This is a genomic window from Thainema salinarum CENA647 (assembly GCF_057732415.1).
Genome location: NZ_JBYJZJ010000022.1, coordinates 4,114,618 through 4,129,445, shown reverse-complemented (window position 1 = coordinate 4,129,445; position 14,828 = coordinate 4,114,618). Strand labels below are relative to the sequence as shown.

General features: G+C 48.1%; 8 protein-coding genes and 2 pseudogenes. 4 read left to right on the top strand and 6 right to left on the bottom strand.

Annotation, left to right across the window (positions count from 1 at the left end):
- The first annotated feature begins 40 nt into the window (after positions 1-40).
- The gene (locus AC286M_RS24910; protein ID WP_488206939.1) at positions 41-1,102 is read left to right on the top strand and encodes a hemolysin family protein; all 1,062 of its coding nucleotides are present in this window, start codon (positions 41-43) and stop codon (positions 1,100-1,102) included.
- Here AC286M_RS24910 and AC286M_RS24905 read toward each other — a convergent pair.
- The 4 genes from AC286M_RS24905 to AC286M_RS24890 form a co-directional block, all read right to left on the bottom strand.
- A complete protein-coding gene (locus tag AC286M_RS24905) occupies positions 1,095-3,176 on the bottom strand; it encodes a CHASE2 domain-containing protein (RefSeq protein WP_488206938.1) in 2,082 nt (693 codons plus the stop codon). The genes AC286M_RS24910 and AC286M_RS24905 overlap by 8 nt on opposite strands.
- Positions 3,177-3,624: 448 nt before the next feature.
- On the bottom strand, positions 3,625-6,243 hold the full coding sequence (locus AC286M_RS24900; protein WP_488206937.1) for a chloride channel protein: 2,619 nt from the start codon (positions 6,241-6,243) through the stop codon (positions 3,625-3,627).
- A gap of 10 nt (positions 6,244-6,253) precedes the next feature.
- Entirely contained in the window at positions 6,254-7,567 is a 1,314-nt protein-coding gene (locus AC286M_RS24895; RefSeq protein ID WP_488206936.1) for a TldD/PmbA family protein, read from the bottom strand.
- A gap of 105 nt (positions 7,568-7,672) precedes the next feature.
- On the bottom strand, positions 7,673-8,533 hold the full coding sequence (locus AC286M_RS24890; protein ID WP_488206935.1) for a Tab2/Atab2 family RNA-binding protein: 861 nt from the start codon (positions 8,531-8,533) through the stop codon (positions 7,673-7,675).
- Between the two features lie 381 nt (positions 8,534-8,914).
- Here AC286M_RS24890 and AC286M_RS24885 point away from each other — a divergent pair, with 381 nt between their 5' ends.
- Together AC286M_RS24885 and AC286M_RS24880 are read left to right on the top strand one after the other, a co-directional pair.
- Positions 8,915-10,504: an MBOAT family O-acyltransferase gene (locus AC286M_RS24885; RefSeq protein WP_488206934.1), complete on the top strand. Its 1,590-nt coding sequence runs from the start codon at positions 8,915-8,917 to the stop codon at positions 10,502-10,504.
- Positions 10,505-10,815: 311 nt separating this feature from the next.
- Positions 10,816-11,661: a hypothetical protein gene (locus AC286M_RS24880; protein ID WP_488206933.1), complete on the top strand. Its 846-nt coding sequence runs from the start codon at positions 10,816-10,818 to the stop codon at positions 11,659-11,661.
- Positions 11,662-11,781: 120 nt separating this feature from the next.
- On the opposite strand, the gene AC286M_RS24875 is transcribed toward AC286M_RS24880, so the two are convergent.
- Complete coding sequence (locus AC286M_RS24875; protein ID WP_488206932.1) at positions 11,782-11,943, bottom strand: DUF2256 domain-containing protein; 162 nt, start codon at positions 11,941-11,943, stop codon at positions 11,782-11,784.
- 186 nt (positions 11,944-12,129) lie between these two features.
- On the opposite strand from AC286M_RS24875, the pseudogene AC286M_RS24870 reads away from it, so the two are divergent.
- Positions 12,130-13,274: pseudogene (locus AC286M_RS24870) on the top strand (ISAzo13 family transposase).
- Positions 13,275-13,294: 20 nt separating this feature from the next.
- Here the strand turns inward: AC286M_RS24870 and AC286M_RS24865 are convergent.
- Positions 13,295-14,512 (bottom strand): annotated as a pseudogene (locus AC286M_RS24865) (IS256 family transposase).
- Between the last annotated feature and the right edge of the window lie 316 nt (positions 14,513-14,828).

The window sequence follows — 14,828 nt, the reverse complement described above, 5'->3', positions numbered from 1 at the left end:
TGATGGTCAAAGGGGATTCTATGGGTCGTTAATATCGTTCATGCTGCAAATTGTTTTCGTCATTCTAGTCGTTATTTTGGGATCAGCCATTTGTTCGGGTACTGAAACCGCTATTTTGTCGGTGCCCGTTCTGCGGGTGCGTCAACTGGCTCAATCGGGACAGCGAACTGCGATCTCGCTTTTGAAGATCCGCGAGAATATTAACCGCCCCATTGCCACGATTGTTATCCTCAACAATATTTTCAACATCATCGGCAGTATTATTGTGGGGCAGGTGACAGCCTCAGTCCTGGGAGATGCTTGGTTAGGGGTTGTTTCTGGTGTTTTCACATTTTTGATTATTATCCTGGGCGAGATCCTGCCGAAAACACTGGGAGAACAAAATGCGGAAGTCATTGCTCTGGTAGCGGCTCAACCGCTGCAAACCTTGAGCTTAGTGTTTGGCCCTATCGTTTGGCTGATTGAAAACATCATGTCGCCGTTCACTCACGGTCAAAAGATGCCGATTACCAACGAAGCCGAAATTCGATTTCTCGCCAAATTGGGCCGCCAAGAAGGCATCATCGAAGAAGACGAAGCGGAGATGATTCAGCGGATTTTTCACCTGAATGATGTGACTGCCGCTGATTTGATGACGCCACGGGTCGTTCTCACCTATCTGCGTGGCGACATTAGCTTGTTGGAGGCTCAGGCTGAGATTATTGCTTCACAACATAGCCGCATCGTGGTGATTGACCAATCCATTGATCAGGTGCGCGGTGTGGCGCTGAAAGATGATTTACTGACCGCGCTAATTGAGCAGGACGGCCAGCAGCTGATTACCGATTTGGCTCGTCCGGCTCGCTTTGTGCCCGAAACGATTCGAGCCGATCGGCTGCTGAAAACCTTTCAGTCCAACCGGGAGCACTTAGCGATTGTACTTGACGAATATGGCGGCGTATCAGGCGTTGTAACGCTGGAAGACGTGCTGGAAGTACTGACGGATGAAATTGTCGATGAAACCGATCGCGGCGTTGACCTGCAGGCGATTGCTCGCCGCAAGCGACAGAACCTATTGCACTACAAGGGCGTTGCTGACGACTCCACCTCGAGCTCTACATGACTTCTGGATCGCAAGCGTCATAGGTGGTCAATGCTGATCCAGCCGCGCTGGGTGTTTCAGTTAAATCCTGTGCAGGTAAACTCTGATCGGCTGTTTCTTCTAGAGGGCAGTGGGGATAGGGTGCGTAATCCAGAACCTGATAAACCTGAACTGGCTGCTGTCGTCCCTTCAATTCGATTAAGCCCCAAGCTTCGACTACAAACTGAGCGGCATTGAGTAAATCCAAGGTGTGATTGGTAATCAAAATGCGGCAGACGCCTTTATGTCGATGTTTCTCGCAGCTCTCAAGCCGTGAAGCTACATTGACGCTGTCGCCAATCACGCCATATTCCATGCGGTCTTTGCCGCCCAAACTGCCCGCTACGATTGGCCCCGTAAAAATGCCAACTCGCATCTGCAGTTCCGGTAAATTCTGCGATCGCCAAATTTGATTCAGCGTTTGCAGCCGTTCGCCCATCTTTAAAGCACTCACGACAGCATTATGGGCATCGGTCGCGACTTCTTCTTTCTGCATCCGCTCAATGGGCACGCCAAAAACGGCCAGTAAACCATCCCCCGTAAACTTATTGATAATGCCGTTGTTGGATTGCACTACCTCCGTCATTTCGCCCAGGTACTGATTGAGGATGAGCAGCAGCTGTTCGGGCGGCATCTGTTCAGCCATCGTACTGAAATTTTTCAGGTCAGAAAACAGCAGAGTGGCCGTTAACTTTTGCCCGGGTAATTTACCCGCCGAAACCAGGTTTTCGCGATTTTCCCACAGGGCGCGAGCAATTTCCGGTGAGGTATTTTGGCCCAGTAGCGTCATCACCATCTGCTGCTGTCGCTGGGCTTGTTGTGCCCGATAGGTGACCATTGCCGCTTCGGTTGCCCCCATTGCAATCAGAGGAGCCACAACCGGAATCCAGACGCCCTGCTGAAAAATGCCGTAACTAACTAGAACTAGCCCACCCGCTGTCACTGCCGCCACGCCAATCAGCACCAGCGTATGGCGAATTTGCCAAGCGACTGTACCGCCCAGCAGAGCCCAGGCCAGCATCCAGCCGAACTCTGCCCATTCTGGCCAGTATGTAAACAGATTACGCTCACCCGTAGCCGCATCCAAGAACTGGCTTACCATTTGGGCATGGACGTTGATACCGGCCATTTTGGATTCCACTGAATTACCAGCGGAATAGGGTGTGAAGAAGAGGTCTTTGCTGCTGGGTGCAACTGTGCCAATCAGTACAATTTGGTCTGCGATCCATTCCGGAGGCACCTTGCGAGTCAGAATATCGGATACCGACACAATGCGAGCAGGTGCGGTATCGGCTCGATAGTTGAGTAAAATCTGATAGCCAGCGTCATCCACCGTTTTATACGCGCCGGAATTCTGCTTCAGCGGTTCAAACGTGGCTGCTCCAAGCTGGAGATATTCTGGATTCTGGTCACTGGGCTTGGGTAGGATGTTTTGCTGAGCTAAATATGCGATCGCAACTCTCAGACTAAATGAGTAATAAACTGTACCATCCGGCGTTGCACCAAACAGCAAATTGCGTCGCACAACCCCATCTGAATCATTGATTAAATCATTGAACCCTACCCGCTCCTCGGGCACATTGGGCGGTGGCGGCACGCTTGTATTTTCATCGTCACCGATCAGCGTAATCGCAATCAGGTTCTCGGCCTGCAATTGAGGTCGGAGTTCCGATAAACCAACATGTTGAGGCACATCGCGGTAGAGGTCTAAGCCAATCACGGCAGGCTGCTGCCGCTGAATGAGCTGAAGAACTTGGGCTAGATCTTTATCCGAAAGGGTTGAGCGCTGGAATCGTCGCAGATCAACTTCTGTAATCCCGACGATTAAGATGCGGGGGTCGGGCTCCAGTTGCGATCGCACCCGCATAAATCGATCGTAAACTTTGAGTTCTAATGCCTGTAGTCCATCCCAGTAGCGAACGGCCCATGTTCCACCCGTAATCAGAATCGCGGCTACTAAAACGCCCTGAATTCCTAACGCATTGCGAGGAAAGACAGTTTGCTTCAGTTTGCTCCATGCCGACCGTACAAGCTGACTCGCTGACTGAAGCGCCATGAAAAAACCTCTAAATCAGGGAAGAATCGTTGAACCTCCAGGATCAAGTCTGCTGAAAACCACTACAGACTTGGTATAACAGAGCCAGAAATGCGGGACTTTGCTGCATCCTAGCCCACAATTCAGAGGGTGTGTAGTACCCACAACAGAGCATTCTGGGGTGTAGCAGGAAGATTCAAGGTGTGTATGAGCAGTAGCTAATCTGTGCAGTGAGAAGACCCTGATTTGCAACTGAATCTAGTAGTTTGCCAGCTTTTATTGGGCTGGGTTCTGATGGTTGATGTGCCACGCTCTGCGCGGCACATCAACCATCAGAACTGAATCATCAAAACTGATTGGGCACAACACTAGTCATCTAGGAAATAGAAATACTATGCACCTGCTCTTTAATTATGGCGGTTTATTTTTAATCAGAGAAGTTTGGTGTAACAATCTCACGCCGTAGTGTTTACTCTGCTCCGCGAACCAAAATGACGGTACAGGGACTGTTTTTAGCAATGTTTTCTGGAATATTGCCCCCAATAGCTTGTTTTAGTAGGCTTTCACGACTAGCTCCCATCACAATCACATCGGTCTGATACCGATCGGCTGTGCTCAAAATTTTGTGTGGCACTGAGTCTCCCACCAAACAGAGAGGGATCATGCGCCCGTCGAAAACTGGATTCAAAGACTGCATGACATAAATCATGCTTTCCGTCCGCTGAATTTTCTTTTGGTCAGGGGTGAAAACCTGGCACACAACAGCTTCTGTATGGTCTCCTAAGCTGATTAGGGCTGGAATCAACTCGACGGCTCGCAGTACGTTCGGCCCACCCGATACCGGAATCAACCAGCGGTCAAAAGATAAGGAGTTTCCTAAACGGATCAGTACCACTTCACAGGCGGCCTGCCGAATAATCGTATCCACAACATTGCCAAAAACGCGTTCCGGAGTAGCCGTGTTGCCCTTCCAGCCCATGAAGATCAGATCAATGTGGCGATCCTTGACCGTTTCGAGGATGGCGTGAGCAATATCATGGGCAATCCGAATTTGCGTATGGACGGGAATCTGCTGGGCTGTGAGGTGAGCTTCCGCTTCGGCTAGCATCTGCCGACTGGCGGTGGCGTTGACCCGTGTTTCAGCTGGGGAATAGTTCCGAGGGACTTCGATAATTTGCAAACACTCAACTTCGTAGCGACTCTCCCGTGCGATCGCAACTGCCATTTTCAGCAGCGTCGGTGCGGTTTGCGGATTGGCGAGCGGCACCAGCATGCGCCCGCGCCCCGTCACAGGCGAACGAGTTTGATACACCAGATAGGACGGTTCTGGCTGGGGGCCAATCTGATCAATCTGCCCGCTGAGATGATCAGATTCAGCCCGAATAATGTCAGCGCGGGTAATGATGCCAACAATACGCCGATCTTCTACGACGGGCAATCGGCTGAGCTTGTAGCGATTCAGTAAATACAGCACCTGGGGCAGCAGATCGCGGGGGCTGACGGCGACTGGATTGGGTGTCATAATCTCAGCCAGCGTGGTTGTCGATGATGTTGTGCTACTGCTCAAATCTGCTAAATCCGACTGGCTGACGATGCCGACCAGTCGCCCTTGGTCAACCACAGGAAATCCGCGATGGTGCGATCGCGAAAAAGCCTGCACCACCTCTCGCATCGACATTTGGCTAGTTAGCGTTTCCACCCGCCGCTGCATGACATCGGCGGCGCTTAACTGCGCCAAGGGAATGTTCTCTGCCCGATTGGCGTCTAGCAAAATACCCTTACGGGCCAACATCCGGCTATAGACGGAGCCTGGATCAACCCGGTCGGCAATCAGATAGGCCACCACCGAGCCAATCATCAGCGGTAGTACCAGCGTAAAGTTAGTAGTCATCTCGAAAACGATGACAATTGCCGTGACGGGCACCCGCGTCATGGCGCTGAAAAATGCCCCCATGCCCGCTAGCGCGTAGGTGCTAGAGGAGCTAATCCCGACCGGAATGCCCAGCGGAACACCAATGGCGGATTCCAGTACGTGCGCTGATTCTCCCACCAGCATACCGAGGGCTGAGCCGAGAATCAGTGATGGGGCAAATAAGCCGCCTGGTGCCCCCGATCCGCAGGCCACCAGCGTCAGAATAAACGTAGCGATAAAGGCAATCAGTGCTAACCGCCAATCCACATTGCCCACTACCAGGAATTCTCGCAGTCCGGCATTATCACGAAAATCAATCGGTAACAGCGATCGTCCCAACCCTGAAATTAAACCTGCCAGTCCTACTAAACCCGGCAAACTGAGGCCGATCAGCCGTTCATTAATATTTAGACTAATAAACACCCCTCGGTTAAATAACGCTCCCAGCACACCCGCCAGCAGTCCCAGCAGCAGAAAAAAAGGAATGTCCTGTACCGAAAACTCCACCGGATAGTTCTCAATATTGGCGGCCAAACTGCCGCCACCCAGTAAGCGAGACACCACCGCCCCGATAAACGACGACAGGATGGCGGTACCCAGAGTCAGCCCAGAAAAATCCTGTAGGAATTCTTCCACCACCAGCAGTACCCCGGCAATCGGCGCATTGAAGCCCGAGGCTAATCCGGCGGCGGCTCCGGCGGCAATCAACTGACGGCGATATTCCGGTGATGTCGGTACCCAGCGACTTAGCCAGGCGGCCAGAGCGGCACCAATATGCACCGTTGGGCCTTGTCGTCCCAGCATTAAACCGGAGCCGATTACCAGCATAGTGCCAATCAGCTTCACCACAGCAATTCGTAAATTGAGCGGCATCGGCACATAGGCCAATGCCGCTTTGACTTGGGGAATACCGCTACCGGATGCCTCTGGCGCAAACCGCTGCACTAGCCAACCGGCTAGGCTACCGCCGATGAGACCCACTAGCGGTAAAACCAGCCAGGCAGGTAGTCCCAGTGCTGTGCTATAGATGCGTAAGCCGCCCAGCCAGCCCACACCTTGCTTGAGCAATACAGCGGCGAGGCCAGATACGAGCCCGATAATGCAGGCTTCAAAAATGGCGATTCGCTTCGGCTTAAGCAAGTACTGCAGCTTGCGAGATAGAGCAGCAAACTTCATGAAGCATGACCTAAATCGATCGTCCGGTCGTTGATAAGCCTCCTAAGATAACAGAAGGCGTGTAGCACGAGCCATTCCAGTCGGCATCCCCGCCAATTTCCACCAATTGCTTCACCACGGTGTAGACGTTACCCGCCACCATAGTGTCCTTGACGCGCCCAGTAATGGTACCGTTGCGAATTCGGTAGCCCAAATCAACGTTAATCGAAAAGTCGCCCGAAATTCCGGCCCCACCCCCCAACATTTGATCTACAACGATGGCATCGTCTAGGGATGCAATCAGCTCATCTAGCGATCGCACTCCAGGCTGCACAATGGAGTTGTAGGTACTAGGTGTGGGATAGCTGCCCAAGCCGGGCCGGAACCCGTTTCCGGTTGAACCACCGCCCAAGACTCGTCCGATCGTGCGATCAGTGTAAAACAGCTTCAACACGCCGTTTTCGATAAACGTCAGTCGCTGCGTCGGCGTTCCCTCATCGTCAAAGGGACAGCTAAAGGGGCCGGCTTCCGGATCTTGATATAGCGTGAACTTGGCATCGGCTACCACTTCTCCCAGGGAGTCACTCCAGGGCGACGAACGCTCCATCACTCGCTTGCCGCTAAGGGCAGCTAACACCGTGCCCCAAAGCATATCGGCGGCCTTGGCAGTGAATAGAACCAGGGGACGACCCTGAGACGGCGCAACGTTATCTTCGGCCCACTCTAGCCGCTGCAAAATTTGGCGCACCAGCATGTCTGGATCGAGCGATTCACGCCGCGTTTGCCCATCAGATACGTTCAGAAAATCGTCGCCCCGTACCCACTCCGTATCGAGATAAAAGCTGAGGGTGGTATCAACGTGGCTACAGTCAAGTCCGGCGGAGTTGATGAGCCGGGTACGCTCCATGTCGCACTCTAATTCTGCCGAGCAGAGGACTTCGGGATAGGCATCTCGCACTTGGGCAATTGCCGCGCGGCCCCAGTCCACTAGCTGCTCCACTGCAACTTCACGTCCCTGCGATGGGTAGGTGATCTGCAGATTTTCCGTTAGCTCAATTTCTTCTGGCTCATTTAACTCGCTAAGTGCGATCGCACGTTCCACCAGTGCCTCTGGCTCTACAGAACCATAGGCCACGGCAATCCCTGGTTTGCGATCGCGCCAGATTCTCAGCGCTGTCCCTTCCACCTGGGAGCTTTCCAACTGCTTTAGTCGATTAGCTTCAAAAAAAACCGGACGCGATGCCGAAAAGGACTGAAATACCTCAGCCGCTTCCGCTCCAGAGCGCATCGCTAGTTCAACCAGCTGTTCCGCTAATTGATCATGTGAAGATTCAATCGAACCCATAGGTATCTCAAGCACACCAAATTAAAACAACCCTGGGTGGTGCATATAGACTTCGCTTGCTACCGACCAAGATTGTTCTTCCCTATCTTCTGGGATCGTGTGCACTTACGCCAGATGGAGTTCTTGCAATAACCAAAATCCAGCAAAGGATTCTGATTCTGGATTCTCCTGTACAGCAATGAAATGAACTCCCTGAGCCTGTTCTTTGGCTGCCATAAATCCATTGGCTTCTGGTAAAACTTTTGGGACTAGATCCGCCAATATCCAAGCATCATTACTGCCCGTTTCCAGCACCAATTGCGGTTTTGGATTGGGCTCGATCCGTAAAAACGCCAGCTCTAGCCCAGACAACCAACCTGCTAAAGGTATAGCCCTTGACGAAAAAATAATCACTCCGGGCACCTGAGTATCGGGACTGATCCCGGCCAGTTTCAATGGAAAACCTTCACCAAAATCAATGTCCCACTCCGGCATATCGCTCAGATCACTGGCCTGTAGTGAGACAAAGGCCCACTTCTGCCCCTTTAACGCGTCCGGTAGCGGCTGGGGCGGGGTCGTGCCGTAGTTAACGGATGGATTGGTTGATGGCTGATATCCCTCTTCATTGGGATAGACCGATTCATACCGCTGCTCTAGCCACTGATGGAGCGCGATGGTGCGACGGCTCTGCTTGGCCGCGATGCCCATATCCTGGCAGGTGCGGGTAATCATGTTGTTCATCTGCCGCCGAAAAAAGCGAATTTGCGTCGGAGAACTGCCTGCTTCTGCGATCGCAGCTTCCAAGGCTGCCGTTAACCAAATCGAGTTCACCTCGGTATTGGAGCAGTATTGGCTATAGCGAAACAAATTGTCCGGATCGGCATCAACGCTAAGCGGCGATTCGCACACCAGCATCTCCCAGCGTTTTTTGCCGTTGTCATCCAAAATTGGCCGCGAATAAAAATCGAGTTCCCAAATCTTACCCATACTGACTAAAGTTATTGACTAGCGTTGATCTACTGCACGATTTGAACCTCTATCACTGTTACACAGGACTGCACGAATTAGACGAGCTAATGCCGATCTTGTATATCATCGGCAATTTGGGCTTATCTGGAGATCTGCCTTTGCAAACCCTGTATTCAAATCATTTGAGATAGAAGAGGCACTTCGGTAGAGGCTCTGCATGAAAATAAATAGAGCCAGCTGGTCGAATCACGTACAAAGCAAACATGATTTCTCTTATACAAGACGTAACTAACACTGCAGCCCATCAGGTATACTCATATGCCAATATGCTATGCCAAACTTAAAGACTAAAGACAAAAAACAACTCTTTAATGCAGCACATGTATAAGTTGAATTTGTATGCTATTTAATTCTTACGGATTTATTTTTATCTTTTTACCATGTGTACTAATCGTATTTTTACTCATTATTCGTTGGCAAAAATGGACACTGGCAACAGGATGGCTAGTCAGTGCATCACTGTTTTTCTATGGGTATTGGAATCCTCGATATCTCCTCTTGATGATTGCCTCCATCATAGTCAACTATTTGGTCGCCTACTGGATGGCTAATTTGAGAAAAGCGAATGGAAAGCAGTTGGCTATCAAAACTATATTCATATCTGGAATATCGGTAAATTTGTTGGTGCTTGCTTATTACAAATATCAAGATTTCTTTCTTGAAAATATTGATGCAGCTTTCGGCTTAGATGTTGAGATTCCAAATATTATTCTTCCATTAGCAATATCATTTTTCACGTTTCAGCAGATTGCTTATTTGGTAGATGTCTATCAAGACAAAATTAGAGGTGATCACAGCTTTTTAAGATATTGTCTATTTGTTACTTTCTTCCCACAGCTAATTGCAGGGCCAATTGTTCATTATCGAGAACTTATGCCTCAGTTCTCATTTCAAAATAATCTCCGCGTTAATGCAGAATCAGTTGCGCTTGGAATTAGTATTTTTTCAATTGGTTTGTTTAAGAAGTTTTTGGCGGATGCAATTTCAATTCATGGCAATCCTGTTTTTACAGTTGCCTTCAAAGGTGAAGATTTAAGCTTTTTTGAGGCTTGGTATGGAGCTTTAGCCTACACAATGCAGCTCTATTTTGATTTTTCTGGCTATTCAGATATGGCAATCGGCATCGGTAATATGTTTGGCATCCGACTACCTTTAAACTTTTTCTCTCCATATAAAGCTATCAGCATTATTGACTTTTGGCGGCGCTGGCATATGACACTATCAAAATTTTTGCGTGACTATATATACATTCCTCTCGGTGGCAATCAAAAAGGCAATGTTCGCCGTTACACCAACCTGTTTATTACAATGCTTTTAGGAGGTTTATGGCATGGTGCTGGTTGGACATTCGTTGTATGGGGTGGACTGCATGGTTTATATTTAGTCGTCAATCATTTTTGGCACTACTTGCTGAACAAGCTTAATTTAATTCAAATGACCAAACAAGCATGGATGAAGCTGCTTGGAAAAACCATTACGTTTGTAGCAGTTGTGGTAGGTTGGGTTCTATTTCAATCTCAGAACTTAACCACAGCATCTCAAATATTGTACGAGATGACTGGGTTAGGTGGGATGCCTATTGGAATAACAATTCATTCTTTTTTGCAGCACAAAGACGTTGGTGAAGCTCCTCAATTGCAACAATGGTTGGCAGTTTTATCGCCCAATGATCTGATTCAGGTATCTGGATTGATTCTTTTATTGTTTTTATTGCTGGCTGTTTGGTTTCTGCCAAATACACAACAAGTGTTTGAAAAATATAATTCAGTGACTCTTCCCTATCAAATCAAAGATGATGGTTGGAAGCATTGGATGCATTTGCAGTGGAACCCAAATTTCATATGGTTTTTAGCTCTTACCATAATGAATCTTATCTCCCTTTCTGCCTTGGCTTCAATTCCAACAGATTTTCTATATTTTCAGTTTTGACTACAGCATTTATTCGGTTATGAGTACGAGGACGTTTCTCCATCTTCAGCATGAAATGCTTCCGTGGCTTTGCTAATATTGGAACTGTTACGAACCTTTAAATTAATTTATGAAGCCTTCTACAAAATATCAAAAATACAATTTACTGATAATCTTTAGCTTGCCGCTACTACTTATTCTGTCATTGTTTATTGATGCTGGATGGTTCCTGGGGAAGTCTCGAAGCTGGCATAGGCTTAGGCAAATCGACGATCAACAGTTTACAGTAGTAGAAAAATATTTTCAAGCTGATAGTAACTGGATATTGGCTTATGGTTCATTTTGAGCAAACTGATCTGAATTATTATCACTATAGGGAAGAAGAGGTCTCCAAATATATTCGGAGAGCTGATGTTGTTTTTCTGGGAAATAGTAGATCCCAATTTGCCTACGATCGTTTAATTCTAGAGAAGTTTTTTGAAGACAAAAATATCAACTTTTATCATGTGGGCTTTGGCTGTAATGAATCGATTAAAGTTCAATTGGATCTGCTAAAACGAAGCAAAACGCGTCCAAAGCTGTTTGTGCTAAACGTTGATCAAAGTTTTTTTAAGAAAAAACATTCAAAATGTGCAACCCGTTTTCTGACCGGAAAAGACTATGGCTCTCGACGAGTTTTTCAGAGTAATCTATTACAGATTTCAAACTATTACTTCAATCAAGTAATTGTGGCCTTATTGTCAGATCAGAGCAGGTGGGTTCCTAATCGAACAATTTATCGCCAGATAGACAATGGATTATGGGTTAAGGATGCTTTTATGAATACATATACAGCACCCTCTGAAATTCCCAATACTAAGGCGCGTTCATGCAAAATATTGGATGTCGATGAAAAGAAGCTTATCGATTATTGGGTGGAGCAAATAAATTCAGTTGCTCCAAGTGCCATTATAGTGAATACATACATTCCAAAACTCGGCTACTGTGAAAATCGCTTGCAAGAGGTTTCAAACTATATGAAGGTTCCCTTTTTTCAGGCTAAGGAACCCAATCAATTAGAAGTCTTTGACACATCCCATCTCACGGCTGATAGTGCAAAAAACTATACCGTAGAGTTTATTGATTTTCTTGAGGACGAAGTTTTACCAATGCTGAACTCTGATGATGCCACTGAGTAGTAAATAGACGATTGAATTTGCTATTTTTCATGGTTTCATAAGTACATTTAAAGGGCGATGATTTTTAGGTACTGATAAGATTGATATATTAAAAATGTCACTTAGACATTAAACCCAGATTCAATCTTCAGACTTGGCCTGAGAACGACGGCGACGGCAGCGATCGGAGCAGTATTTAACGTCGTCCCAGCAGTCGGCCCATTTTTTGCGCCAGGTAAATGTGCGATCGCAAACGGGACAGAGTTTAGTTGGCAAATCAGATTTGGAGCGTTGGCGTGCCATGTTTAGCAATCATTTAATCCCTACAACTTAGCAATAACGCAGATTTTGGTAACTGTCGAACCGGAGAGCGTGAAATAGCCACATCGGTTAGACATCAAGCAACTCTAAGGATCGTGGATTAAATAAGATGTAATTTTACCGTCTGTATTTGTAAGCTAGAGCAATAGAAGATGAAGCAGAACCTGAATGCAACCCTACCCTGCGCCAATTGAAGCTCAAATGCAACGCTATTATCAATCGTTGTCTGAGAAGGATCGTCGTCGCTATGCCGCCATTGAAGCGATCAAACTCGGATATGGTGGGCAAGCCTATATCCGAGAGTTGTTCGGATGCCATCATGCAACCCTAGCGTTGGGACTGGCAGAACTGGATGATGAACCTGCTCTCAAACGGGAACGGATTCGTCAAGTGGGAGGTGGACGGAAGTCAGCATTTGAGACCATTGAAGGGCTAGATGCGTCATTTCTGCAGGTGTTGGAGCAACACACGGCGGGTTCACCCATGGATGAGACGGTGAAGTGGACTAATCTCAAGCGCCATGAGATTGTGGCCTTGCTGAAAGAGGACGGAATTGACGTGAGTGTGACGGTGGTCGATCAGTTGTTGGAGCGGCACAACTTTCGTAAACGCAAAGCGGTGAAAAGACTGGCAACTGGGGAGAGTGAACATCGCAATGAACAATTTGAGCGGATTGAGCAGTTGAAAGGCACCTATCAAGCTGCTGGCAATCCCGTCATGAGTATGGACACAAAAAAAGAGAATTAATTGGCAAGTTGTATCGAGCGGGGCAACTGTACACTCAAGAGCAGGGAGTCGAAGTGTTTGACCATGATTGGGCAACGCTCGCAGAAGGCGTCGCTATTCCCCACGGACTGTACGACTTGAGCGATAATATTGGCTACATCCAGATCGGCACGAGTCATGATACCAGTGAGTTTGCCTGCGAATCGATTCGCTACTGGTGGAACACCTATGGCAAAGCACGCTATCCCCTAGCTGGCTCGATTTTGCTGCTTTGCGATGGTGGGGGCAGTAACAGTTCTCGCTACTACATCTTTAAGCAAGACTTGCAAGCATTGGTCAACGAGTTAGGGATTGAAATTCGCATTGCTCACTATCCCCCCTATACCTCCAAGTACAATCCAATTGAACACCGCTTGTTTCCTCACGTCTCAAGCAGGTGTCAAGGGGTAATTTTTGAGAGTGTCCAGATGGTAAAAGAGCTGATGGAAAAGGCAACCACTCGCACAGGTCTCAAGGTCTTTACGACGATTCTCGATAAAACGTATCACAAGGGTCGTAAAGTTGCTGAGGACGGGTATGTCAAATAGATTGTGTCAAAGGTAAAAACTCAAGTTGGAAAGCGATCGCTGAATTCAATCGCGAAGCGGTTGAGAGCGGGTTTCCAGTCGCGAATGGGCATGGTTCACTTTTTGGCAATATTTTGAATTGCCAAGTAGATAACTTTTAGGGCAGATTCATCGGTTGGAAAAGCTCGGTGGTTTTTAATCACCTTTCTAAGAGTCATATTCATCGATTCAATCGCATTGGTCGTATAGATTGCTTTACGAATCTCCGGTGAAAAAGCAAAGAAGGGAATAATCCGCTGCCAATGATGAAGCCAAGACCTGCTAATGGTTGGATATTGCTGGTCCCACTGCTCGGCAAACTCAACTAAGCGCTGCTCTGCTTCAGTCTCAGTGCTGGCCGTGTAAATCAGCTTGAGGTCTGCTGCAACCGCCTTACGGTCTTTGTAGGACACATAGCGGAGTGAATTTCGTACCATGTGAACAATGCACAACTGCACCTGGGTTTGAGCAAAGACCGCTTCAATGGCATCGGGAAAGCCAGTGAGGCCATCACAGCAAGCGATGAAGATGTCTTTGAGACCCCTATTTTGCAGCTCTGTGAGCACTTGAAGCCAAAATTTGGCAGACTCGTTCTGGGTCATCCACATCCCCAAGAGTTCTTTGGTGCCAGACAAGTTAACCCCAAGCGCCAAGTGAATCGCTTTGTTGATCACCCGCCCGTCTTGTCTGACTTTGACCACGATGGCATCAAAATAGACGATGGGATAAACCGGGTCGAGCGCGCGATTTTGCCAAATTTTACGCTCCGTTTCAACCGCATCCGTGACGTTCGAGATCAGCCCGGCTGAGACCTCAACGCCATACAGGTCTTGCAGTTGAGCCTGAATGTCACGGGTACTCATGCCCCTGGCATAGAGGGACAAGATCTTGTCATCAAAGCCCTCGAAGCGGGTCTGCCCCTTCTTGACGATGATGGGTTCAAACTCACTGTTGCGGTCACGGGGAACATTGATTTGAGCTTCTCCAAACTCCCCTTTGATGGTCTTCTTGCTGTGGCCGTTGCGGCGGTTACGAGTTGGCTTGACGTCGCTTTCAGGCTCCGCCTGTTGCTCGTCCAGATGGGTTTTCATTTCCGCATTCAAGCAGCGTTCCACCAAAGCCGCCGTGAGCTGCTTAAGAATCCCTCCATCCCCCAGCAGGTCTTCGGGATTCTGATAGCCTTTAAGCAATTCATCCAGGAGTTCAGGTCGAAAAGTCATAGTACGAGTCTCTTAGGTTCAATAGTTCATTAGATCTCATCTCTGACCTTTGACACAATCTAATTTACAATCCCGAGGACTTCAAAGCCAACATGAAGATTGTCTTCGACGAGCTTCTGCCGCAATGGAATTACACAGCAAAACCAGAATTACAGGTTATTTAATTCACAATCCTAAAAACGTTGGAACGTTTGAACGTTAGATCGAGCAGATGCCTCAATAGTTTCAACAAAATGGCGACGACCTGGCCCTCTCTTCTGGGTTGCTAAACTGAAATCATTAAGAATATATGCTTAGATCTACCGCGAGCTTCGTT

Excerpts from the sequence above, each read along its gene's own strand:
- AC286M_RS24910 (WP_488206939.1), top strand. The coding sequence starts at position 41 with ATGCTGCAAATTGTTTTCGTCATTCTAGTCGTTATTTTGGGATCAGCC.
- AC286M_RS24905 (WP_488206938.1), bottom strand. The coding sequence starts at position 3,176 with ATGGCGCTTCAGTCAGCGAGTCAGCTTGTACGGTCGGCATGGAGCAAA.
- AC286M_RS24900 (WP_488206937.1), bottom strand. The coding sequence starts at position 6,243 with ATGAAGTTTGCTGCTCTATCTCGCAAGCTGCAGTACTTGCTTAAGCCG.
- AC286M_RS24895 (WP_488206936.1), bottom strand. The coding sequence starts at position 7,567 with ATGGGTTCGATTGAATCTTCACATGATCAATTAGCGGAACAGCTGGTT.
- AC286M_RS24890 (WP_488206935.1), bottom strand. The coding sequence starts at position 8,533 with ATGGGTAAGATTTGGGAACTCGATTTTTATTCGCGGCCAATTTTGGAT.
- AC286M_RS24885 (WP_488206934.1), top strand. The coding sequence starts at position 8,915 with ATGCTATTTAATTCTTACGGATTTATTTTTATCTTTTTACCATGTGTA.
- AC286M_RS24880 (WP_488206933.1), top strand. The coding sequence starts at position 10,816 with ATGGTTCATTTTGAGCAAACTGATCTGAATTATTATCACTATAGGGAA.
- AC286M_RS24875 (WP_488206932.1), bottom strand. The coding sequence starts at position 11,943 with ATGGCACGCCAACGCTCCAAATCTGATTTGCCAACTAAACTCTGTCCC.